The sequence below is a fragment of the Synechococcus elongatus PCC 11801 genome (assembly GCF_003846445.2).
GTDB lineage: Bacteria > Cyanobacteriota > Cyanobacteriia > Synechococcales > Synechococcaceae > Synechococcus > Synechococcus elongatus_A.
Genome location: NZ_CP030139.2, coordinates 2,501,847 through 2,521,783 on the forward strand (window position 1 = coordinate 2,501,847; position 19,937 = coordinate 2,521,783).

The 19,937-nt window shown below is 55.0% G+C and carries 23 protein-coding genes and 1 tRNA gene; 15 read left to right on the forward strand and 9 right to left on the reverse strand.

Annotated elements, in window-relative coordinates; all coding sequences use genetic code 11:
- The first annotated feature begins 187 nt into the window (after positions 1–187).
- Positions 188–1,216: an oxygen-dependent coproporphyrinogen oxidase gene (gene hemF, locus DOP62_RS12495; protein ID WP_208674376.1), complete on the forward strand. Its 1,029-nt coding sequence runs from the start codon at positions 188–190 to the stop codon at positions 1,214–1,216.
- Here hemF and DOP62_RS12500 read toward each other — a convergent pair.
- Positions 1,213–1,734 (reverse strand): cofactor assembly of complex C subunit B, encoded by a 522-nt coding sequence (locus tag DOP62_RS12500; RefSeq protein ID WP_208674375.1) that lies wholly within the window; start codon positions 1,732–1,734, stop codon positions 1,213–1,215. The two genes, hemF and DOP62_RS12500, sit on opposite strands and share 4 nt — an antisense overlap.
- A gap of 95 nt (positions 1,735–1,829) precedes the next feature.
- Here DOP62_RS12500 and DOP62_RS12505 point away from each other — a divergent pair, with 95 nt between their 5' ends.
- Entirely contained in the window at positions 1,830–3,020 is a 1,191-nt protein-coding gene (locus DOP62_RS12505) for a lipid-A-disaccharide synthase-related protein (protein WP_261789881.1), read from the forward strand.
- Here DOP62_RS12505 and DOP62_RS12510 read toward each other — a convergent pair.
- A complete protein-coding gene (locus tag DOP62_RS12510) occupies positions 2,998–3,378 on the reverse strand; it encodes a PadR family transcriptional regulator (protein ID WP_208674373.1) in 381 nt (126 codons plus the stop codon). The two genes, DOP62_RS12505 and DOP62_RS12510, sit on opposite strands and share 23 nt — an antisense overlap.
- A 307-nt stretch (positions 3,379–3,685) precedes the next feature.
- On the opposite strand from DOP62_RS12510, the gene DOP62_RS12515 reads away from it, so the two are divergent.
- The 4 genes from DOP62_RS12515 (at position 3,686) to DOP62_RS12530 (ending at position 6,080) form a co-directional block, all read left to right on the forward strand.
- A complete protein-coding gene (locus tag DOP62_RS12515) occupies positions 3,686–4,321 on the forward strand; it encodes a ribonuclease D (protein WP_208674370.1) in 636 nt (211 codons plus the stop codon).
- Positions 4,322–4,352: 31 nt separating this feature from the next.
- Positions 4,353–4,424: transfer RNA gene (locus DOP62_RS12520), tRNA-Val, on the forward strand.
- A 285-nt stretch (positions 4,425–4,709) separates the two neighbouring features.
- A complete protein-coding gene (locus DOP62_RS12525; protein WP_208674368.1) occupies positions 4,710–5,027 on the forward strand; it encodes an RNA recognition motif domain-containing protein in 318 nt (105 codons plus the stop codon).
- A gap of 225 nt (positions 5,028–5,252) precedes the next feature.
- On the forward strand, positions 5,253–6,080 hold the full coding sequence (locus tag DOP62_RS12530) for a sterol desaturase family protein (RefSeq protein ID WP_261789880.1): 828 nt from the start codon (positions 5,253–5,255) through the stop codon (positions 6,078–6,080).
- Between the two features lie 3 nt (positions 6,081–6,083).
- Here the strand turns inward: DOP62_RS12530 and ispD are convergent, their stop codons facing one another.
- Positions 6,084–6,782, reverse strand: a complete 699-nt coding sequence (ispD, locus tag DOP62_RS12535; RefSeq protein ID WP_208674366.1) for a 2-C-methyl-D-erythritol 4-phosphate cytidylyltransferase — start codon at positions 6,780–6,782, stop codon at positions 6,084–6,086.
- Between the two features lie 83 nt (positions 6,783–6,865).
- Here ispD and DOP62_RS12540 point away from each other — a divergent pair, with 83 nt between their 5' ends.
- From DOP62_RS12540 to DOP62_RS12575, 8 genes are all read left to right on the forward strand, one after another.
- Entirely contained in the window at positions 6,866–7,825 is a 960-nt protein-coding gene (locus tag DOP62_RS12540; protein ID WP_208674364.1) for a glycosyltransferase family 9 protein, read from the forward strand.
- Between the two features lie 36 nt (positions 7,826–7,861).
- Entirely contained in the window at positions 7,862–8,887 is a 1,026-nt protein-coding gene (locus tag DOP62_RS12545) for a potassium channel family protein (RefSeq protein ID WP_208674362.1), read from the forward strand.
- A 57-nt stretch (positions 8,888–8,944) separates the two neighbouring features.
- Positions 8,945–9,694 carry a 3-oxoacyl-[acyl-carrier-protein] reductase gene (gene fabG / locus DOP62_RS12550; RefSeq protein WP_208674361.1) on the forward strand — a complete coding sequence of 250 codons (750 nt, stop codon included), beginning with the start codon at positions 8,945–8,947 and terminating at the stop codon, positions 9,692–9,694.
- Between the two features lie 107 nt (positions 9,695–9,801).
- Positions 9,802–11,469 carry a chaperonin GroEL gene (gene groL / locus DOP62_RS12555; protein ID WP_208674360.1) on the forward strand — a complete coding sequence of 556 codons (1,668 nt, stop codon included), beginning with the start codon at positions 9,802–9,804 and terminating at the stop codon, positions 11,467–11,469.
- A 228-nt stretch (positions 11,470–11,697) separates the two neighbouring features.
- Positions 11,698–11,898 carry a hypothetical protein gene (locus DOP62_RS12560; protein WP_208674358.1) on the forward strand — a complete coding sequence of 67 codons (201 nt, stop codon included), beginning with the start codon at positions 11,698–11,700 and terminating at the stop codon, positions 11,896–11,898.
- Between the two features lie 10 nt (positions 11,899–11,908).
- Positions 11,909–13,069, forward strand: a complete 1,161-nt coding sequence (gene cofH / locus DOP62_RS12565; RefSeq protein ID WP_208674356.1) for a 7,8-didemethyl-8-hydroxy-5-deazariboflavin synthase subunit CofH — start codon at positions 11,909–11,911, stop codon at positions 13,067–13,069.
- Positions 13,059–14,681, forward strand: a complete 1,623-nt coding sequence (locus tag DOP62_RS12570; RefSeq protein ID WP_208674354.1) for a DUF3352 domain-containing protein — start codon at positions 13,059–13,061, stop codon at positions 14,679–14,681. Before cofH ends, DOP62_RS12570 begins: the two co-directional genes overlap by 11 nt.
- Positions 14,671–14,994 (forward strand): ArsR/SmtB family transcription factor, encoded by a 324-nt coding sequence (locus DOP62_RS12575; RefSeq protein WP_370538808.1) that lies wholly within the window; start codon positions 14,671–14,673, stop codon positions 14,992–14,994. The genes DOP62_RS12570 and DOP62_RS12575 overlap by 11 nt, the downstream gene beginning before the upstream one ends.
- Here the strand turns inward: DOP62_RS12575 and DOP62_RS12580 are convergent.
- A complete protein-coding gene (locus DOP62_RS12580; protein ID WP_208674350.1) occupies positions 14,985–15,818 on the reverse strand; it encodes a CPBP family glutamic-type intramembrane protease in 834 nt (277 codons plus the stop codon). The genes DOP62_RS12575 and DOP62_RS12580 overlap by 10 nt on opposite strands.
- On the reverse strand, positions 15,802–16,089 hold the full coding sequence (gene clpS / locus DOP62_RS12585) for an ATP-dependent Clp protease adapter ClpS (RefSeq protein ID WP_011377684.1): 288 nt from the start codon (positions 16,087–16,089) through the stop codon (positions 15,802–15,804). The genes DOP62_RS12580 and clpS overlap by 17 nt, the downstream gene beginning before the upstream one ends.
- Before the next feature lie 130 nt (positions 16,090–16,219).
- Between clpS and DOP62_RS12590 the strand changes: the two genes are divergently transcribed.
- Positions 16,220–16,564 carry a hypothetical protein gene (locus DOP62_RS12590; RefSeq protein ID WP_208674348.1) on the forward strand — a complete coding sequence of 115 codons (345 nt, stop codon included), beginning with the start codon at positions 16,220–16,222 and terminating at the stop codon, positions 16,562–16,564.
- Here the strand turns inward: DOP62_RS12590 and DOP62_RS12595 are convergent.
- The 4 genes from DOP62_RS12595 to nrdR form a co-directional block, all read right to left on the reverse strand.
- On the reverse strand, positions 16,561–17,079 hold the full coding sequence (locus tag DOP62_RS12595; RefSeq protein ID WP_261789878.1) for an alpha/beta hydrolase: 519 nt from the start codon (positions 17,077–17,079) through the stop codon (positions 16,561–16,563). The two genes, DOP62_RS12590 and DOP62_RS12595, sit on opposite strands and share 4 nt — an antisense overlap.
- Positions 17,080–17,212: 133 nt before the next feature.
- On the reverse strand, positions 17,213–17,968 hold the full coding sequence (locus tag DOP62_RS12600) for an HAD family hydrolase (protein ID WP_208674344.1): 756 nt from the start codon (positions 17,966–17,968) through the stop codon (positions 17,213–17,215).
- Between the two features lie 88 nt (positions 17,969–18,056).
- Positions 18,057–18,980 carry a 30S ribosomal protein S1 gene (locus DOP62_RS12605; RefSeq protein WP_208674343.1) on the reverse strand — a complete coding sequence of 308 codons (924 nt, stop codon included), beginning with the start codon at positions 18,978–18,980 and terminating at the stop codon, positions 18,057–18,059.
- A gap of 251 nt (positions 18,981–19,231) precedes the next feature.
- Complete coding sequence (gene nrdR / locus DOP62_RS12610) at positions 19,232–19,738, reverse strand: transcriptional regulator NrdR (protein ID WP_208674340.1); 507 nt, start codon at positions 19,736–19,738, stop codon at positions 19,232–19,234.
- Positions 19,739–19,937: the final 199 nt, after the last annotated feature.

The following is a 19,937-nucleotide window of genomic DNA, read 5'->3' on the forward strand; positions in this document are numbered from 1 at the left end:
TATGACTTGTTTTTTTAGGACTTTTGGTGTTTCTTTCAAAAGTTTTCCATTCCGGCGAGCTTCTGCAACAGTTTGTTAATGCTGCCCTGCCTGCCTTCGGCTCAAGCTGGGATGATGAGAGGCGGAGCCTGCCCCGTGCTAGCCACAACCAGCGAGCTCATTACTGATCGAAATTCGTGTCACGTCTATGACCGTTGCAACTCCGAACCTTACGACCGTTCCGGTGCCCCCTAGCGATTCCCGCGAGCGGGTCAAGCAGTTCATGCAGACGCTGCAGGATGAAATCTGCGTGGGTCTGGAAGCACTGGATGGTGGCAGTCAGTTTCGTGAAGATAGCTGGGAGCGTCCTGAAGGTGGCGGTGGGCGATCGCGCGTGATCCGCGAAGGCAATGTCTTCGAACAAGGCGGCGTCAACTTTTCAGAGGTTTGGGGCGAAAAACTGCCGCCTTCAATCTTGGCGCAGTATCCCGAAGCCGCCGGTCATGGCTACTTTGCGACGGGCACCTCAATGGTGCTGCACCCGCGTAATCCCTACATCCCGACGGTGCACCTCAACTATCGCTACTTTGAGGCAGGTCCCGTTTGGTGGTTTGGCGGCGGCGCTGACCTAACGCCCTACTACCCCTTTGCCGAAGACGCTAAGCACTTCCACAGCAGCTTCAAGGCCACCTGCGATCGCCACAACCCGCATTTCTACGACGTCTTCAAGCTCTGGTGTGACGAATACTTCTTCCTCAAACACCGGGGTGAAACGCGCGGCATTGGCGGCATCTTCTTCGACTACCAAGACGGACGTGGCGATCTTTATAACAAAGGGCCTGCCCCTTCTGGCCCCGCTGGGCAAAAAGCAGCGGAAGTTGGCATCGTTCCCGATCTCGACTGGGAAAAACTGTTTGCCTTTGCCCAAGATTGCGGCCGTACTTTCCTACCGGCTTACGGCCCGATCGTGGAACGCCGCAAAGACACCCCCTGGGGCGATCGCGAGCGTCAATTCCAGCTCTACCGTCGGGGGCGCTACGTCGAATTCAACTTGGTCTACGATCGCGGCACTATTTTTGGGCTGCAAACCAATGGCCGCACCGAGTCGATTTTGATGTCCTTGCCACCGCTGGTGCGCTGGGAGTACATGTATCAACCCGAGGCGGGCAGCCGTGAGCAAGAGCTCTATGATGTCTTCCTCAAGCCCCAAGATTGGGTTAACTGGCCGACGACCTAAGGCTCGATCGATCGCAAGGGCAGTGATTGCGTCAGGGTAATCAACTCATCGCGGTGGGCCGTCACGGTAAAGTCCGAACGGTCTGCCGCGGTGAATTGTAATGTCACCTGTTCCGAGCGCTGCGCTTTCTGCCAGTAGAGCCGGCCTGCAAAAGGGGCCAGAACGGCAGGAATCAAACCCAGTTGAGGACTGCTCTCCGTGGCGATCGCAATCACCAGCCCCAAACAACCCAAGCCTGTTGCTGCCAAAGTCACAACAAAGATGGCAAGAAACAGACTCGGCGCAACGATGCCTTCAAAAACAACCCGCTGCTGAGTCGGATCATTCTCAATCACGCGATAGGCTCGATTGCGGAAGTAATCTTGCAGCTGCGTAATGAGCGTCGGACGATCGAGATCGCTCTCAAATTCTTGGGTGGTCGTGCGGTCTTTGAACGACCCTCGGATGAAGAAAACAAGCCCAATCACGAGCAACAGCGTGATGAAAAAGACCGAGGCTAGCGTGACGCGATCGGACATGGCAGTTCAAAGACACAACAGCAGCACTGCTCTCTACTCTACTGAGCTGGGCGATCGGGCTGGCTTGCCTCCAGTTGAGAATGGGGCGCCGATCGATGCGTGATCTGCTGTTTCTCAGTAATGGTCATGGCGAAGACCTCAATGCCAGCTTGATCGTCAAGGCACTGCAGGCAGCCAATCCTCAGTTGGCGATCGCGGCGCAACCGATCGTGGGCGCAGGCAACGCCTATCGCAGGCTCGGGATTTCGATCATTGGCCCTACAGATCAGATGCCTTCGGGCGGCCTGCTCTACATGAATCCGTGGGTATTGGTGCGCGATCTGTCTAAAGGACTCGTGCTGCTGAGTTTGCGGCAGATTGCAGCCATTTGGCGACAGCGGCGGCAGTTCAAGCTCGTAGTTGCCGTTGGCGATATTGTCCCGATCGCCCTCGCAGGACTGACCGGACGGCCCTTTGTTGCTTTTCTGGTTTCGACATCAAGCTACTACGAAGGCCGACTTCGGTTGCCGTGGCTGACCCAGCTACTCTTGCGATCGCGCCGCTGTCAGCAAATTTTCTGTCGTGATGCCTTTACGGCAACCGATCTCCAGAGCCGAGGCTTTTCCAAGGCCATTTTCTGCGGCTACCCGATCATGGATACGCTGCAGCCCTGTGGTGTTGACCTTAAACTCCCGACTGACCGTCCTCTGATTGCATTACTGGCTGGCAGCCGTTTACCGGAAGCGATCGCCAATCTCAAGCTGCAACTCCAGCTCTGTCAGCGACTGGCACGGCTGGGCAACTTTACTTTTGCGGCAGCGATCGTGCCTGCGATGGCTGCAACCCAACTGCAGGCGATCGCCACAGATTTAGGTTGGCAATTTGATGGCCGCGATCGCCTCTCACTCTCAGTAGGCGATCACGGCGTCGAAGTCCTCTGCCGCAGCGATGCCTTTGCCGAAATTTTGCAGGCGAGTCAGCTCGTTGTCGGGATGGCTGGCACAGCGGTCGAGCAAGCAGTTGGCTTGGGGAAACCGGTCGTCCAAATCATTGGTGAGGGGCCACAGTTCACCTACCGCTTTGCTGAGGCGCAAATGCGGCTACTCGGCACCGAGTCGGTGCAAACAGTAGGCACCACAACCGCTCAACCTGCTGATCTGGAGCAAGCAGCTCAGGTCATTGTGCAGACGCTGCAAGATCCAACCCATCGCGATCGCTGTCAACGCAACGGCCAAGAGCGTGTGGGGTCGGCAGGTGGCTCAGCCGCGATCGCTCATCAAATTCTCAGCGTGCTTCAGCAGGAATAAGGCGGCGATCGTTGGCTGCTGCGGAAGTGAGATACCTCTCCCAAAGCTGCGCGAGTTCTCGGGGGCGATCGTCACCAACCTGGGCCAGTTGATACATACGGCGGGGTCGTCCGCGTCCCTCTACTTTCTGCCAGTAGCCCGAAATGATCTGCTCATCTTCGAGAAATTTGAGAGCGGTGTACAGCACGGTATCGGACAGCCGATAGTTGGGCCACTGAGTTTCGAGATGCTGAATCAGCTCCGTCCCGTAGGAATCTTCGTGCCGTAGCACCGCCAAGACATAACAAACCGCCAGTTCTTTGCTGAGATAGTGCGGCGGCGGATCTTGGAAGAAGCGATAGATATCTTCGAAGTTCATGCTGAAATCACTCACGCGCGAAGGGACGCAAAAACTGCGGCGACAATTGCTCAAACCCCACGCGACTAGACGGTATCGCTGAAGCTTGTCGCAATCGAGCCTTGAGTTGATCCCTCACACCGTTGGCAGTTGGTCCGGACATTGCCATAGCCATCTCTGCAGAGGTCAGAGAATCTTCCGACGAACGGGGCTGCCTTTATTTATTCTCTGCGGGGATTGAGAAAAGATCCACTCTTCCCGTTAGATGGAAACAGCCTGCTCATTGTCTGGCCTACCCGACTCGCCTGCTCCAGGAAAAGTTATCTCTATGTCTAGTCCTTCTCAAGACTTCTACCTTTGTGAAGAAGACTTAACAGATGAGTTGTTGGCGCAATATCGGCAGTCCAGTGCGATTGCCATTGATACCGAGGCAATGGGGCTAAATTTCCACCGCGATCGCCTCTGCCTTGTCCAACTCTGTGATGCTACTGGAATTACTGCCTGTGTTCGCATCGCCCAAGGGCAGACTGCAGCCCCGAACCTGAAAGCTCTCTGTGAAGAGTCGCAGATCACTAAGGTCTTCCACTTTGCCCGTTTTGATATCACTGCGCTCAAACACGGCCTCGGGATTGCGGTGCAACCAATCTTTTGCACCAAGATCGCCAGCAAACTGGCGCGGACGTACAGTTCGCAGCATGGACTGAAGAGCTTGCTGCAGGAGCTGCTTGGGGTTGAACTGGATAAAACAGCGCAGAGCTCTGATTGGGGCAATGCCGCAGCGCTCTCTGCTGAGCAACTCCGCTATGCCTGCAATGACGTGCGCTATCTCTTAGCAGCTCAGAAGATTCTGACGACGATGCTGCAGCGTGAGGGCCGCTGGCAGTTAGCCCAAGATTGCTTTGCCTGTCTTCCCACCTTTGCAGCCTTAGATCTGGCTCAGTTTGGCAGCGTGTTTGAGCACTAGACGGGGCTGTGGTATCTTCAAATACGGTCTCGGGCGCTTAACTCAGCGGTAGAGTGGCTGCCTTACAAGCAGTAAGTCACTGGTTCGAATCCAGTAGTGCCCATCTAAATTTCAATTCATGCAAAAACTAGTTGCTGAAGCAGGCGCCAAAGGTGGTTGCTCTCAACTCTGCTGTGTTGCTACGCCTTTGCCAACGGTTGAACCATTGCAACTTTCAATCCTTGCCGTACTGCAAGTGCACACGAGAGGCGCTAGGGGTGCTAGTCTGATGCCTAGAGGATAAATATCGGCTGTAGTGTTTCTAATCCTGACGAGTCTTTCAAGTCTTTCGTGGGCATAGTTCTCTCCGAAATTTCACTCTCAATCTCTCTTGTTCGGAGACAACTCCATGTCTATTTACGTTGGTAACCTTTCCTATGAGGTTACGGAAGCTGATCTGACAGCTGTGTTTACAGAGTACGGATCAGTGAAACGGGTTCAACTGCCCATCGATCGTGAAACCGGCCGCATGCGTGGTTTCGGCTTTGTCGAAATGAGCGCTGATGCAGAAGAAGATGCTGCAATCGAAGCACTTGATGGTGCTGAGTGGATGGGCCGTGGCCTCCGCGTTAACAAAGCGAAGCCCCGTGAAGAGCGCAGTGGTGGCGGCTCCTTTGGCGGCGGTGGTGGTCGTCGGGGTGGCGGCGGTGGCTACCGTAGCTACTAAGCAACGAGCTTCATCATTCAGTCATTGACTGATATTTCAATCTAGTATCTCAACCGAATCGTTGAAGATACTTGTATAGAGAAAGGCTTGGGCGAATGAGTCTAAGCCTTTTTTATTGGGCCAAGTACTCCTGTATCGTGTCTACAATTATTGACTTGTCTTTATACTTTTTTGCTCTTGCAATCGTTATACCAAGAGCATGACTCTCATCTTGTTTGAGGCTTTGTGGATCTGCTGCATCACTCTTTCATTGCTACTGGCCTCACGCTCTTTGGCATTATTTTAAGTCGCTACTTCCTGGTGGCAGGGGGGCTTTATTGGCTTTTCTATCACCGCTTAGCTAAGCAGTTGACACGGTTGCGCATCCAGCGATGGCCAAGTTGGCAGCAGTCAATTCAATCAGATATTCAATTATCAATGTTGTCTGCTTTCATCTTTGCAATCGTGGCCACCTTGATGGTGGCTTCACCAGTCTTTGAATGGACCCTCCTCTATAGCGATGTGAGCCAGTATGGAATTCCTTATCTCATCTTCAGCTTTTTCCTGATGCTGATTTTGCAAGATACGGGCTTTTATTTCTGTCATCGACTTTTTCATCACCCTCGATTCTTTCGCAGATTCCATCAAGGTCATCATCGCTCTCAAAGCCCAACACCTTGGACGTCTTTTGCATTTGATCTCCCAGAGGCGATCGTACAAGCGTTGCTCATTGTGGCAATTCTATTGATTCTGCCTGTGCATGTTGGTACGTTGTTGGCGGTACTCGTGACGATGACGATTTGGTCAGTTTTTAATCACTTAGGGTTTGCACTCTTTCCGGATTCCAAAGTTTGTCGCTGGCTAGGTCAGTGGCTGATTGGGCCGCAGCATCATGTCGTGCATCATCAGCGCTATCGTCTGCACTATGGTCTGTACTTTACGCTTTGGGATCGGCTACTAGGGACGCAAGAAAAACTGAATTTTTCCAGTAATCATCAAATCGTTCAAGACTCTGTATCTGATGCTTTAGAACTGTCTAAAGAGCCTATACAAGAAGTTCTTTCTGTTCACTAATCCTTAAGCGATCTCAGTGGTTAACTGTCGTTGTTTCAGGATCAATTCTGCGATCGCAAGATCCGCTGGTGTGGTGACTTTGAGATTGATTTCTTCGCCTTCAACAATGTGAACGGGCAGGCCAAAAGCTTCGAACAGAGCCGCATCATCAGTCACCGTGATCTGTTGCTCTAACCCTTGTCGATGGCAACGTACTAAAGGCTCGACAGCAAAGCCTTGGGGTGTTTGAGCTGCCCACAACGTCGAGCGATCGGGAGTTGCGGCGATCGTGCCATCAGCAGCGACCTGTTTGATCGTGTCTTTGACGGGGACAGCGGCGACAAACGCATCACAAGTCTGCAATGCAGTGCTGCAGCGATCGAAGAGATCAGGCGTTGCCAAACAACGGGCACCGTCGTGGATCAGGACTTGCTTAGCGTCGGTTGGTAAAGCCTGCAGGCCATTGAAGACTGATTCTTGTCGTTCGCGACCGCCTTCAATCCAAACAACTGGTGTTGAAAGGTGCAGATCATTCACCAAGGCTTCAATGTCTTCGCGATCGCGGGGCTGGCCAATCAGACCAATCCAAGCGATTGACTGAGCGCGATCGGCAGCCTGCAGCGTCCAAGCCAAAACTGGCTGCCCTAGTAGCGGCAGGAGTAATTTATTGCGATCGGCGCCAAAGCGACGACCCGAACCAGCGGCAGGAATCAGCAGATGCAAGGTTATTGTTCCGTTGCAAGCCCTAGCAAGGCGGGTGCAAGCGTCCCATAGAATAGATCGGACTTCAGCTTACCCCGATTCCCATGCGCATTTTGGCCCTGGTTCCGGGCGGTATCGGTGACCAGATTCTCTTTTTCCCGACGGTCGCCGATCTTAAAAAGTACTATCCGCAGGCTCAGATCGATGTTGTTGTTGAGCCTCGCGCCGTGGGTGCTTATCGGGTCTGCGCCGAGGTAGACCAGGTCTTTCCATTTGATTTCAAAGACCGTAACAGCTTGGCCGACTGGGGCAACTTGCTCGGCTCGATTCGTGAGCGGGAGTATGAGGCAGTGCTCTCACTGGGACAGCGATCGCTGGTGGGCCTGTTCCTCTGGCTGACCGGCATCCCCAAACGGGTCGGTTACGCTGGCGGTGGCAAAATTTTCCTGACTGATGCGATTCCGCTCAACGCCAATCAGTACGCAGGGGCGCTTTACCACGATCTTCTGAAAGGTTTTGGCATCAACACCCCCTGCCCGAATCCCAAGCTGACGCTGGCGCGGCAGGATCTGGACTGGGCGATCGCAGAACAGCAACGGCTGGGTCTAGCGGGTCAAGGCTATCTCGTCCTGCACGGTGGCTCGAGCACGCTGGCCAAGCTCAAGGGCTTACAGAAGGTCTATCCCGTTGAAAAGTGGGCGATCGTGTTGCGGGCGATTCGCGAGCAGCGGCCGAATCTCCCGTTTGTGGTGGTGCAAGGGCCTGATGATGCAGAGTTTGTGGCGGAGCTGAGCAAATCCAACCTCGACTTCCTAGTGGTTCAGCCGCCAGATATCGGTAAGCTCGCCGCGATCATTGCAGGGGCTGATCTGATGCTCTGTACGGACAGCGCTCCCATGCACTTGGCCGTGGCCAGTGGGACACGGACGATCGCGCTCTTTGGCCCGTTTGAACCGGCGAAGCTGCTACCAGCGGACAATCGGTTCATCGGTATCAAGGCACAGGGTGCTGACGTGGCGACGATTCCACCTCAGGAAATTATCGATCGCCTCTTTGGTCGCTAGTGATCTTCCTCCACCGCTCGGATTGAGCGAGGCAGCATGGAGCCACAGCGATCGCGGCGCAGCCTCAACCATCGTCGTAATCTGGTCTACAGCTTCTGGGCGTTGCTCCTGCTGATTGTTGTCGGCACCTTGGGCTACCAGCTGATTGAGGGCTGGACAGGGCTAGATGCTCTGTACATGACGATCACAACGCTGGCTACGGTGGGATTTGGGGAAGTGAATCCCCTCAGTCCCAAGGGCCGGCTATTTACGATCCTGCTGATCTTGGCAGGGTTGATTTTGATTGGCTATGTGATCAAGACTGCAACCGAAGCCTTGGCCGAGGGATACTTCCAAGAAACGCTGCGCGATCGCCGACTACGACACTTACTCAATCGCTTGCACAATCACTACATCATTTGCGGCTTTGGTCGGACTGGCCAAGAAATTGCCCGTGAGTTCAACGCAGAAGCGCTGCCGTTTGTCGTTTTAGACAATGATGAGGCTGCGATTGACACAGCGATCGCGGCTGGATTTCAGGCATTTGTGGGTGATGCCACGCTCGATGAAGTGTTGATCAAAGCGGGAATTGAGCGGGCGCGCTGCTTGGTGGCGGCCATGCCGTCTGATGCGGACAACCTATACGCGATCCTGTCGGCTAAGACCCTGAATTCAGAGCTGCGAACGATCGCTAGGGCAAGTTCCGCTGAAGCTGTGCAAAAGCTGCGGCGCGGTGGGGCAGATGCAGTAGTGTCGCCTTACATCACTGGAGGTCGGCGGATGGCCGCAGCGGCTCGCCGTCCACAAGCGATCGATTTCATTGATGATCTGACTTCTGCCAGTGAGCGCTCGGTCTACATTGATGAGTTTTTGCTTGAGCAACCGCGATCGCGTTTTTTGGGGCGTACGCTACGGGATGCCGACCTGCGGGGGCGATCGGGGGCACTGATTCTGGCAATTCGGCGCACCGATGGCACCTTGATTGCGGGGCCCACTGGCGAAACCTATCTGGAGCTGGGCGATTTGTTGCTCTGCCTAGGAACTCGTCAGCAACTCCAAGCACTTGAGCAGTTATTGGCCTAGTGGGTTCCGCTGGGATCGTAAAATCAACCCTGCCAATGCCCACTGGAGCGCAACATCATGACTGCCCTACCCCTGACCGATCGCGTTGCCCTTGTGACGGGAGCCTCTCGGGGCATTGGTCGGGCGATCGCCTTGGAATTGGCAGCAGCGGGGGCGAAGGTGGCGGTTAACTACGCTAGTTCTGCGGGTGCTGCCGACGAAGTCGTGGCAGCGATCGCGGCGGCAGGGGGCGAAGCTTTTGCAGTCAAAGCCGATGTGTCGCAAGAGTCAGAAGTGGAAGCTCTCTTCGCGGCGGTGATCGAGCGTTGGGGACGGCTAGATGTGCTGGTCAACAACGCCGGGATTACCCGCGACACGTTGCTGCTGCGGATGAAACGCGACGACTGGCAATTGGTGCTGGATCTCAACCTCGGCGGGGTGTTCCTCTGCAGTCGGGCAGCCGCCAAAATCATGCTCAAACAGCGATCGGGCCGGATCGTCAACATTGCCTCTGTTGTCGGTGAAATGGGTAACCCCGGTCAGGCGAACTACAGTGCGGCGAAAGCGGGTGTGATTGGCCTCACTAAAACAGTGGCGAAAGAATTGGCGAGCCGCGGCATCACGGTTAACGCTGTCGCACCCGGTTTCATTGCCACCGATATGACGAGCGAACTAGCGGCCGAGAAACTACTGGAAGTCATTCCCTTGGGTCGCTATGGCGAAGCGACAGAAGTCGCAGGTGTGGTGCGCTTCCTCGCCGCGGATCCTGCAGCAGCCTACATCACCGGCCAAGTGATCAACATCGACGGCGGCTTGGTGATGGCCTAAATCGTGCTTCGGTAATCCCTACTTCAGCCTTGCCGGGCACCGTGCGACAGTGAAGGGCGGGCGATCGCTCGCCTTTCCTCCACCCATTCTGCTGTCCACGATTTCCTATGGCCAAGCTGATCCTGTTTAACGAAGAATCGCGCCAAGCTCTTGAACGGGGGGTGAATGCCCTGGCAGATGCCGTCAAGGTGACCCTTGGCCCCCGCGGACGGAACGTCCTGCTGGAGAAAAAATTCGGTGCACCGGAAATCATCAACGACGGCGTCAGTATTGCCAAAGAGATTGAGCTAGAAGATCCCCACGAGAATGCGGGTGCTCGTCTGGTGCAAGAAGTCGCCTCTAAAACGAAAGAGATTGCGGGCGACGGCACCACGACTGCGACGGTGCTCGCGCAAGCGATCGTGCGGGAAGGCCTGAAAAACGTGACGGCGGGAGCTAACCCGATTTCGCTGCGACGCGGCATTGAAAAAGCCGTTGCTCACTTAGTTGAAGCGATCGCTGCCAAAGCCCAGCCTGTTTCTGATGAAGCGGCCATTAAATCGGTTGCGGCAGTGTCCGCTGGCAACGACGATGAAGTCGGCCAAATGATCGCGGATGCCGTGGCGAAGGTCACGAAAGACGGCGTGATCACCGTTGAAGAATCGAAATCCCTCGCTACCGAGTTGGAAGTAGTTGAAGGGATGCAGTTCGATCGCGGTTACCTGTCGCCTTACTTCGTCACCGACCAGGACCGGCAGGTTGTGGAGTACGACAATCCGCTGATCTTGCTGACTGACAAGAAAATTTCCTCGATTCAAGACTTGGTGCCGGTGCTGGAAGATGCCGCCCGCTCCAGTCGGCCGCTGCTGATCATTGCTGAAGACATTGAAGGTGAAGCGCTAGCGACCCTCGTCGTCAACAAAGCGCGGGGCGTGTTGAACACTGTTGCAGTCAAAGCCCCAGCCTTTGGCGATCGCCGCAAAGCGATTCTGCAAGACATTGCGGTGCTGACCAGCGGTCAAGTCATTTCCGAGGAAGTCGGCCTCAGCTTGGCGGATGCCAACAGCAGTGTCCTAGGTAAAGCCCAAAAAATTACGATCAGCAAAGACACCACGATCATTGTGGCGGGTGATGAGAACAAGGCTGATGTGGCAGCTCGTATTGCTCAAATCCGTCGCAGTCTGGAAGAAACTGACTCCGACTACGATCGCGAAAAACTGCAAGAGCGGATCGCAAAACTGGCGGGCGGCGTAGCCGTGATCAAGGTCGGTGCCCCGACTGAAACCGAGCTGAAGAACCGCAAACTGCGGATCGAAGACGCCCTCAATGCCACTCGGGCTGCGATCGAAGAAGGCATCGTGCCGGGTGGTGGTACGACCCTGCTGCACCTTGCTGACGGCCTGAGCAGCCTGCGGGATTCGCTCACCGTTGCTGAGGAAAAAATCGGCGTCGATATCGTGGCACGTGCCCTCGAAGCACCCCTGCGTCAAATCGCTGATAATGCCGGTGCCGAAGGTTCAGTGGTGGTCGAGAAAGTGCGCTCTAGCGACTTCAACACCGGTTACAACGCGCTAACCGGGACTTACGAAGACTTGATTGCCAGCGGCATCATCGATCCCGCCAAAGTGGTGCGCTCGGCATTGCAAGATGCCGCATCCGTCGCCTCGTTGATCCTGACGACCGAAGTGTTGGTTGTCGATCAACCCGAACCAGAGCCAGCGATGCCTGCCGGTGGTGACATGGGCGGTATGGGTGGCATGGGCATGCCGGGGATGGGCGGTATGGGCATGATGTAGCCTGCGATCGCAAGCATGTTGAGGAGAAAATTCCTCTCCTCAACATTGCTTTAACTCAGCCCTAGAATCTTGAAGCTTTTCTGCACGGCCCCCCGTTTTAGCGAACAATCGCTACTCTGGGGGTGCCGATCCCAAATAAAGCTTGAAGGGCTGTGACCGTGATATTCGACACAGCTTTGCTGGGAAACGGCTGTCAGACTGAAGCTAGCGCGAAGGAGGTCAAAACCAGTGAACTTTGTGTTGCAAGTCCGCTGGAACGGCAAACCAGGCAGCAAGCTCTATGGACCGTTCGATACCCCTCAGGCAGCAGCGGCTTTTTCGGAGTCGGTGAGTCCTAACCCCAGCGATATTGCCTGGACCATTTTTGAGTTGAATCCCCCGATGGCTCCTGTGATCGCGGGAAATCGCCGTCGTTCTGCGAACGCTTGAGAGTTGCCCTGTGACTGATTCGGCAATGGTTGCCGCCATCTTGGCATCGGTCTTGGATGGTGAGCCTTTACAACCAGAAGCCGCAACGGTTTTGCTCCAAGTCCGCGATCGCTCACTCCGTCACCAAATTCAAGCAACGGCAAACCAACTCCGTTCTCAACAGGTGGGCGATCGCGTTAGTTATGTCATCAATCGCAATCTCAATTTCACCAATATTTGCGAACAGCACTGTAATTTTTGTGCTTTTCGTCGCGATCCTGATCAAGCAGGAGCTTTCTGGCTTGACACTTCAATTTTGATTGAGAAAGGTGCTGTTGCTGTTGCGGCGGGTGCCACGGAATTTTGTTTACAAGGCGGGCTCAATCCAGCTGCTAAACGCAATGGGCGATCGCTCGACTTTTATGTCGAGTTGATTACTAGTCTTAAACAAGCTTTTCCCTGCGTCCATCTCCATGCATTCTCTCCGCAGGAAATCCAGTTTATTTCCCGCGAAGATGGGTTGAGTTTCCGAGAGGTATTGCAGGCTCTGAAGGCAGCCGGCGTGGGTTCCTTGCCAGGGACAGCCGCAGAAGTCTTGGATGACTCGGTGCGGCGCATTCTCTGTCCTGAGAAGTTAGACAGTGCTACTTGGAAAGCGATCGTACAGACTGCGCACCAGGTAGGTTTGCCAACCACCAGCACATTGCTCAGCGGTCACATCGAAACGCCCAGTCAGCAGGCCCAGCACCTTGAACAATTGCGTCAGCTGCAACAACAGGCGATCGCCCAAGAGACCCCAGCGCGAATCACAGAATTTATTCTTTTGCCCTTTGTAGGGGCGCTGGCACCGACGCCTCTGCGGAAGCGGGTACAGCGTGATCAGCCGGATTTATCGGATGCTTTGTTAGTGATGGCCATAGCACGGCTCTACCTGGGAGCTTGGATCCCCAATCATCAACCGAGTTGGGTCAAGCTAGGGCTGACCGGAGCGACTCAAGCCCTCGACTGGGGCTGTAATGATCTCGGCGGCACACTCATGGAGGAGCACATCACGAGCATGGCAGGCGCGCAGGGTGGGACAGCCCAAACAGTAGAGCAGTTGCAGGCAGCGATCGCCTCTGTGGGGCGGCCAGCCTACCAGCGCGATACGCTCTATCGGCCGGTCGCTGTGGAGGCAGCTTATGCCGGCTAAAACGTCGCCCTCTGCGTGGAGACAATTCCGTCGTCGGTGGCGGGTCTTGCGGCGGCGATCGCCCCGAGAACGGTGGGTGATTGGGATTGCGGCAGGTCTTTTGTTGGCCGTTAGTGCCAGCTTGCTGTGGTGGCAGCGACCTTGGACCCTCAATGATGTCTCAAGCAGTTCCTTAGTTGATCTGCAGCCTCAAGATACAGCCGCTAGCTTGTTGTTTAGCGCTGATCAGAGCGATCGCCTCTTCCGATCGCTCAGCACGGAAGCGGACTGGTTAAAAGCACTGCCGCCGGATTTCCTGGAGCCGCTCATCGATCAGGCTCGCGATCGCCTTGCGATCTGGCTTCCGTCATCTCAGCCTCAAATTCTTGGCCTTGGAGCAGGGCAACTGCAACCGGCGATCGCCTTGGAGCTGACCCAGCCTGAACCTTTGCTCGATCGCCTTAAAACGTTGGAACGGCAACAGCAGTGGCGAGTGGAACAGCGTTCTGGCCAATCCTTGGTGGGTCGATTGGGCGATCGCTATTCCCTCTTACTGCTTCGAAATCGTTACCTTGTTCTGAGCGAAAGTGATGCGACGTTGCGTCGGCTGCTGGCAGCCTACCTCGGGGAACGAACCCTAACCCAATCCGCTGACTATCGTCGGCTATGTAACAGTGCGCCTGCCGCTGAACTTCGACTGTATTTTGACTGGCCAGTCTTGCAAACAGCCAGTAGCCAAGCGGGTGATGCTTGGGGACTCCCGGCAGTTGCCCAGGCAGTTTGTGCCGATTTTGCGACCCAGCCGGAAGGGATTCAAGTGCTGGGCAAAGCCCTGACCAATCCAGATGGTGAGGCACCTCCTCCTGCGCGAACCCGCCGCCCCCGACAAGAGTTGCGATCGCTGGTTCCAGCAGAAACGGTGCTTTGGTTTGAGTCCGTTGACCTAGAGCAACTCTGGCAGACCATTAGCGGTGGGCCGATCGCGGCGCAACTCCCCAGTGGTCAGCAATTCGATCGAGATTTTGAGTCCTTGACCGGCACCCAACTACAGCGTGATTGGTTGAGCTGGAGTCAGGGAAGTTATGCGATCGGCGTGGTGCAAAACCCGGATACGGCGACCCAGACACAGTTTCGGGCGGGGCTGATTCTACTGGCCCATGCGAGCAATCGTCGGCAGGCTGAGCAAAGTTGGCAACGTCTCGATCAGCACCTGCAAAAAACAGGGCAGCTCAAGGTGGTTACACAAGCGGGAGCAACGCTCTGGCAGTTGCCGGATGGTCGCCCCATTGCTCGTCATGGCTGGCTCCCGAACAATGTCAGTTTTCTAGCGGTTGCGGCTGGTACAAGTCTGAACTTGCCGCCCCAAGGCGATCGCGCCTCCTTGGCGAATACTCCCACGGCTACTCTGACCGGCGACGGCCCCAGCGATCGTCTGATCCTCAAGCTCACGCAACTCCGGCAACTGGGTCTGCTGCCGTTGCCCAAACTCTTGCAAGATCGCCTGCAGTCCTTTGACCAACTGCACTTGCAGTGGCAAGCGGTGCAAGCGGGAGTGACGCCGTTTGAACTGTGGCTGACCCTGCCGCCTGCCGAACCTGCTGAGCCTAATGATTCTGCGACCCGTGACAACTGACGTCCAGACTGAATCCCTGCTCGATCCGGCGATCGCCCTGCAAGCCATGGCTGACCCGCTGCGCTTGCAGGTGATTGAGCTGTTACTTACACAAGAACTGTGTGTCTGTGACCTCTGCGATCGCCTCCAGGTCAAACAGCCCAAGCTCTCCTTTCACCTCCGTCAGTTGCGGGAAGCCGGTCTGATCCAGGCGCGACCCCAAGGCCGCTGGACTTACTACTCGCTCTGCCCCAGCCGTTTTGCGTCGTTACAGGTCTGGCTGCAGCGCTTCAGTCAGGCTCAACCGGCGATCGCATCTACTTGTCAGGAGTGAAGAGAGGGGCGATCGCGCCGCTGCCAAGCGACTAGCCCCAGCCAGAGCAGCATCAGGAGAAAAACGCCCAGGATGCTTTGCAACGGATTACCTTCCCAACCTGTCCAGCCCGCCCAAAGCCCCGCTCGCGGTTGCATCAGCTGACCGACATTAATCCAGTAGTAGGCAGCCACAAGGCCGGAGTGTAGTCCCATCGGTAGTCCTAAGCGCTGGCGATCGCACTGACGGGCGGCGACTAGTGCCAGTCCCAAGAGGCTTAAACCGAGAATTTGCAGACCAAAACGATGGACTGCTGCAAAAATGAGTGCGCTCATCCAGCTGCTCTGCTGCGGAAAATCGCGCCGTAATTCTTGAAGCAGCCAACCGCGAAACAACAGCTCTTCGGCAAACCCGATCGCTGTTGCCATCAAGAGCCCTTCTAGGAAGAACTGCCCAAACTGGGGCGACCAGCCCTGCCACTGTTGCCAGCCAAGGCTCCACTGCAGACCGTAGAGCAGCAGAACGAGGCTGATTCCCAGCCCTAAACCCAGTAGCCACGATCGCCGCCAGCGGTCACTCCATTCCAGTCCATAGTGGCGGAATGGTTGTTGCCAATCCTGCTGGCTTTGACCCCAGCGCGGCAACAGCAGCAGAAAAATCACGTACAGCCCAATCAGGGTGACGATCGACCGGCTATTACTATCAGCGATCGCGATCGAACCGAGGAATAACCATGGCAACCATAGCAGACCGAGGATGACCAAAAATGCGGGCACTCGTAGCCAAACGGGGCGATCGCGTAGGGCTGTAAATACGCGCGTGAGCAGTTTAGTCGTCCGGTTCAATGCTGCTGCTCAAGCCATGACTTTTCAGTTGCTCACAGTAGAACTCTGCCGGCTCGATATCACAGGTAATCACCAAGCCCGTGCCGTTGGTGTGGGCTTCCATCATGATGTCCACAGCTTGCGGCTGAGTTAGGCTGGGCACCGTTTGCATCAGCACCATGACCACATACTCCATTGGGTTGAAGTCATCGTTGTGGAGCAAAACCCGATAGCGCGGGGCAATTTTCCGTTTGGTCGTGGTTTCTGGCTTCTGAATGGTTTCCACGGCCATTGCAGCTCTCCTCTGTTTTCAAAACAAACAACGACTGACTTAACTCGTCCTGCAGTCCTTCCTTCTTCTCAACGCGGCAGCGCAGATTTCGAGTTAGTTTCGATTGTGAAAAGCAGTCTTAGTTTAACAAATGTCCTTTGGACAACCCTCGCGATCGCCATTCTGTGCTGGACAAATCGTTCAGTGCCAGCGATCGCTGCTCTGGCTTTTGGCTGAGGTGATTGATGTGGTCAGCGATCGCGATCGCCTTTGGCTGCGTCCGTTGGCGGTAGCCGTTAGCCAAGCTGAGTCTTGGCAAGTGTTTGACTGCCGCGAGGATTCACAACTACTAGTTCCTCTCAGTGCCTTCGAAGCGGCAGAAGATGTAGCCGCAATTACGCTGCTCAGCCAGCTCTCGGAAATACCTCAAGCAAGTCAGGCAGGACGGCAGTATTTGCGAACGCTGCTGCGTCAGTTGTTGGTCACTGCTGTCTAACGGCTAGTACAACTGCGATCGCTCAGGCAGGGTACCACGTCAGCGAGTTCTAAACCGAGACTGCGAAACTGCGTTTGCAACGGCAACAAAACTTTGAGCAGACGCGGAATTTCAATCGTGAGGCTTTGCGCTGGCAAGACTTCCAGCAATTGCACAACCGAAATACTCGGCTGATTAGCAAGCTGCGCCAAGCGATTACTGATGCGATTTGGACTCTGAAGTTGCTCTGCTGTTGCGCCCAAGGTGCGGCTTAACTCCTGCACGAGGCGATCGCCAAAACCGAGGTCGAGCAGTGCAGATAATTGACTGCCGGATAAAGGCAAGGGGGTATTTAAAAAGCGTCGCACGGCTTGACTATTCAGTCCGGCTTGTTGGAGCAGCTGAGATAAAGCCCTGGGAGCTTGCCCTTGCTGTGCCAGAACCGCAAGATCGGCGATCGTGAGTTGCTGCACTTGTCCATCTGCCGAGAAGGTGACCGTTTCTAATGCCTGAGCGGGCACCCATCCAAAACTCATCCAGAGGCCCAAAGCCCAGTTCAGAGGTCGATTCATGTGGTCTGAACCTTGGTGTCTTTCCTATTCCCTCTAGTCTGACAACGACGCGCGTTCTCCGCCACCGCCTAGCAATGCGATCGCAGGTTTCTTCAAGTCAATCCGGTATTAAAACTAAGTCCTCGACTTGAGTGGCGATTGGGGCGATCAGCTCAAATTTGGGTGCTTGCGACCAACCCCAAGCCGCTGCGATCGCTGCAACTCCAGCGCCTGCAGCCATTTGCAGATCGCTATCGGCATCCCCGATGACAACAGCAGACTGGGGATCGATGTTGAGTTGCTGACACACGGTTAAAACAGTAGCTGGATCAGGTTTACTCGGTTGGCGATCGCACCCCCAAATCAAATCAACCCAGTCATTGAGCTGATAGCAATCTAAAAAGGCTTGGATCTGCGCCTCGCTGTCAGCAGAGATCACTGCAATCTTGAGGCCCAGCGATCGCGCTAGCTGTAGCAACTCACGAATGCTGGATAGAAGCGGCGTTTGGACAGCTTTGGGTTCACAGGCTGCATCACCTTCGCTGAAGGCTTCAGTGACAAGTTTAAGGGCTTGAGTCCAGCTAAATCCTTGGATAGCGATCGCGGCAGCAGCAGCAATTAAATTCTCTTGACGGCTACCAATCGCCATTAAGCCAGCGGGATCAACCTGTTCCTGCCGATAACCCCAACTCAGTAAGAGGTCAGGACTGAGAGTCGGCACCCGTTTCGCGATCGCGCCATAGCGTGCCAAAACGAGTCGCTTCAGAAAAGCCTCACTGTTGGCCAGCGTTCCGTCTTTATCAAACAGTAAGGCTTGGACTGACATTTGCCAGCGATCGCTGCTGCGGTCATCGAGTAATCGAAGGAGAGGCATGGATCGATCAGAGATGCAGACTCGGGGAGCTCCACAAAAAAACCGGACCTTTTGGCCCGGTTCTCTTGAGCAGCGGTTTTGCTGTTATCTATTCGGTAACAACCAGCCCTTCAGCTTGCTGTTTCAGTTTTTCGCGGTACTGAGCAGCCATTTCTTCAGCTTTCTCGTAAACCACTTCTGGGTTGCGAACCATGTCACCCGGTTCGGGCTCCAGTTGCTTAGTCGACAGCGAAATCCGGCCACGCTCGGCATCCAAGTCAATGATCATGACTTTGACTTCGTCATTGACATTGAAAACGCTGTGGGGCGTTTCGATGTGGTCGTGTGAAATTTCGGAGATGTGCAGCAGACCGCTGACGCCACCAATGTCGATGAAGGCACCGTAGGGTTTGATGCCACGCACGGCACCGACCACCACTTCGCCCACTTCGAGGCGATTCATCTTCCGTTCAACCAGCGCCCGACGGTGGCTGAGCACCAAGCGGTTGCGATCTTCGTCCACTTCCAAGAATTTCAGGGGCAGTTCTTCGCCTACCAAATCTTCTTTGGCTTTGCGGGTGCTGATGTGCGAACCCGGAATGAAGCCGCGCAGACCTTCAATCCGAACTAGGGCACCACCGCGGTTGGTGGCAAATACTTCCGAACGCACCGTGGCGTCTTCAGTCTGTAATTGGCGCACCCGTTCCCAAGCCCGCATGTACTCAATGCGGCGGATCGACAGCGTCAGCTGACCATCTTCGTTCTCATCACTCAGGATGAAGAACTCCCGCATTTCGCTGGGCTGGAGCACCTCTTCCGGGCTTTCTACCCGGTTGATCGACATTTCTTGAACGGGCAAAAACGCGGCCGTTTTTGCACCGATGTCAATCAGGGCACCCCGCGGTTCTAGGTTGAAGACCGTGCCGACGACAGTGTCACCCGGATTGAAGTGATAGTCGTACTGATCGAGTAGAGCGGCAAAATCTTCGAGAGTAAAGCCAATATCGACCGCTGGGATGTCCTGTGTGACCATGCTAAACGCTTCCTAGAAGGGATCTCCGCTGCGAATTTGAGTGACATTAAAGGCTGACAAGACAGGCGATCGCGCTGTCAGGACGCCCTAAGTCGCTCTTGGGCCGGCGGGCAACTGCCCAAATCAAAATCTTACCGTATCTCTTGAACTTTGCCAGTGCAAGAATTCGCCAATCACCATTTGACTCGATTATTCGCTGCTGGGTTGACGGTCAATGGATTTCGGCTGAGGAGAATAACATCGTTGGCAATTTAGGCCGAGGTCAAGCTCGTGACCGCTGCAGGAATATCGCCCACTTCGCTCCGATTGAGATCTTGAAGGCGATCGAGGGTTTCGACAAAATCCCGCACCCCTCGAAACTGACGATAAACCGATGCAAACCGGATGTAGGCGACTTCGCTCAACTTGCCAATTTGCTGCAGCACCATCTCGCCAATTTCTGAACTTTGGACATCGCGGGAGCTACGTTGCTGCAGGGTTCCCTCAATTTCATCAACGAGCAAGTCCATTTGCTGAGCTGAGACGCCAGTTTTTTCACAAGCCCGGACAATCCCACGCAGCAATTTTGAGCGATCGAAGGATTCGCGATCGCCATTGCGCTTGATGACGCTAATCGGCACAAACTCCACCCGTTCATAGGTGGTAAATCGATGGCCACAACTGAGGCATTCCCGTCTCCGCCGCACACTGCGACCACTTTCAGACGATCGCGATTCGAGGACCCGGCTATCAGTATGGCGACAGGCTGGACATTGCATTCTCGTTTCCTCGCAAGCTTTCGGAAAGGTGTTTCCGATTTATTGATTCGGAAACAGAGACGACCCTAAAAGCAAAGACTCGTTGCCCCATAGTGTAATCGAAGCAGTTCCAAAAGGAACAACTGCGATCGTAAGGAACAACGAGTCTTGGTGGATGAACTTGTCTACAAACTCAGAGTCGCATCAGGTCTGTAGACAA

What these genes read in the sequence shown, in the direction of transcription:
- groL (WP_208674360.1), top strand. Translation starts at nt 9,802, where the DNA reads ATGGCCAAGCTGATCCTGTTTAACGAAGAATCGCGCCAAGCTCTTGAA.
- clpS (WP_011377684.1), bottom strand. Translation starts at nt 16,089, where the DNA reads ATGGCCGTGGAAACCATTCAGAAGCCAGAAACCACGACCAAACGGAAA.
- DOP62_RS12590 (WP_208674348.1), top strand. Translation starts at nt 16,220, where the DNA reads ATGTCCTTTGGACAACCCTCGCGATCGCCATTCTGTGCTGGACAAATC.
- DOP62_RS12505 (WP_261789881.1), top strand. Translation starts at nt 1,830, where the DNA reads ATGCGTGATCTGCTGTTTCTCAGTAATGGTCATGGCGAAGACCTCAAT.
- hemF (WP_208674376.1), top strand. Translation starts at nt 188, where the DNA reads ATGACCGTTGCAACTCCGAACCTTACGACCGTTCCGGTGCCCCCTAGC.
- DOP62_RS12570 (WP_208674354.1), top strand. Translation starts at nt 13,059, where the DNA reads ATGCCGGCTAAAACGTCGCCCTCTGCGTGGAGACAATTCCGTCGTCGG.
- DOP62_RS12540 (WP_208674364.1), top strand. Translation starts at nt 6,866, where the DNA reads ATGCGCATTTTGGCCCTGGTTCCGGGCGGTATCGGTGACCAGATTCTC.
- DOP62_RS12500 (WP_208674375.1), bottom strand. Translation starts at nt 1,734, where the DNA reads ATGTCCGATCGCGTCACGCTAGCCTCGGTCTTTTTCATCACGCTGTTG.
- DOP62_RS12515 (WP_208674370.1), top strand. Translation starts at nt 3,686, where the DNA reads ATGTCTAGTCCTTCTCAAGACTTCTACCTTTGTGAAGAAGACTTAACA.
- fabG (WP_208674361.1), top strand. Translation starts at nt 8,945, where the DNA reads ATGACTGCCCTACCCCTGACCGATCGCGTTGCCCTTGTGACGGGAGCC.
- nrdR (WP_208674340.1), bottom strand. Translation starts at nt 19,738, where the DNA reads ATGCAATGTCCAGCCTGTCGCCATACTGATAGCCGGGTCCTCGAATCG.
- DOP62_RS12605 (WP_208674343.1), bottom strand. Translation starts at nt 18,980, where the DNA reads ATGGTCACACAGGACATCCCAGCGGTCGATATTGGCTTTACTCTCGAA.
- DOP62_RS12525 (WP_208674368.1), top strand. Translation starts at nt 4,710, where the DNA reads ATGTCTATTTACGTTGGTAACCTTTCCTATGAGGTTACGGAAGCTGAT.
- DOP62_RS12510 (WP_208674373.1), bottom strand. Translation starts at nt 3,378, where the DNA reads ATGAACTTCGAAGATATCTATCGCTTCTTCCAAGATCCGCCGCCGCAC.
- DOP62_RS12600 (WP_208674344.1), bottom strand. Translation starts at nt 17,968, where the DNA reads ATGCCTCTCCTTCGATTACTCGATGACCGCAGCAGCGATCGCTGGCAA.
- DOP62_RS12545 (WP_208674362.1), top strand. Translation starts at nt 7,862, where the DNA reads ATGGAGCCACAGCGATCGCGGCGCAGCCTCAACCATCGTCGTAATCTG.
- DOP62_RS12595 (WP_261789878.1), bottom strand. Translation starts at nt 17,079, where the DNA reads ATGAGTTTTGGATGGGTGCCCGCTCAGGCATTAGAAACGGTCACCTTC.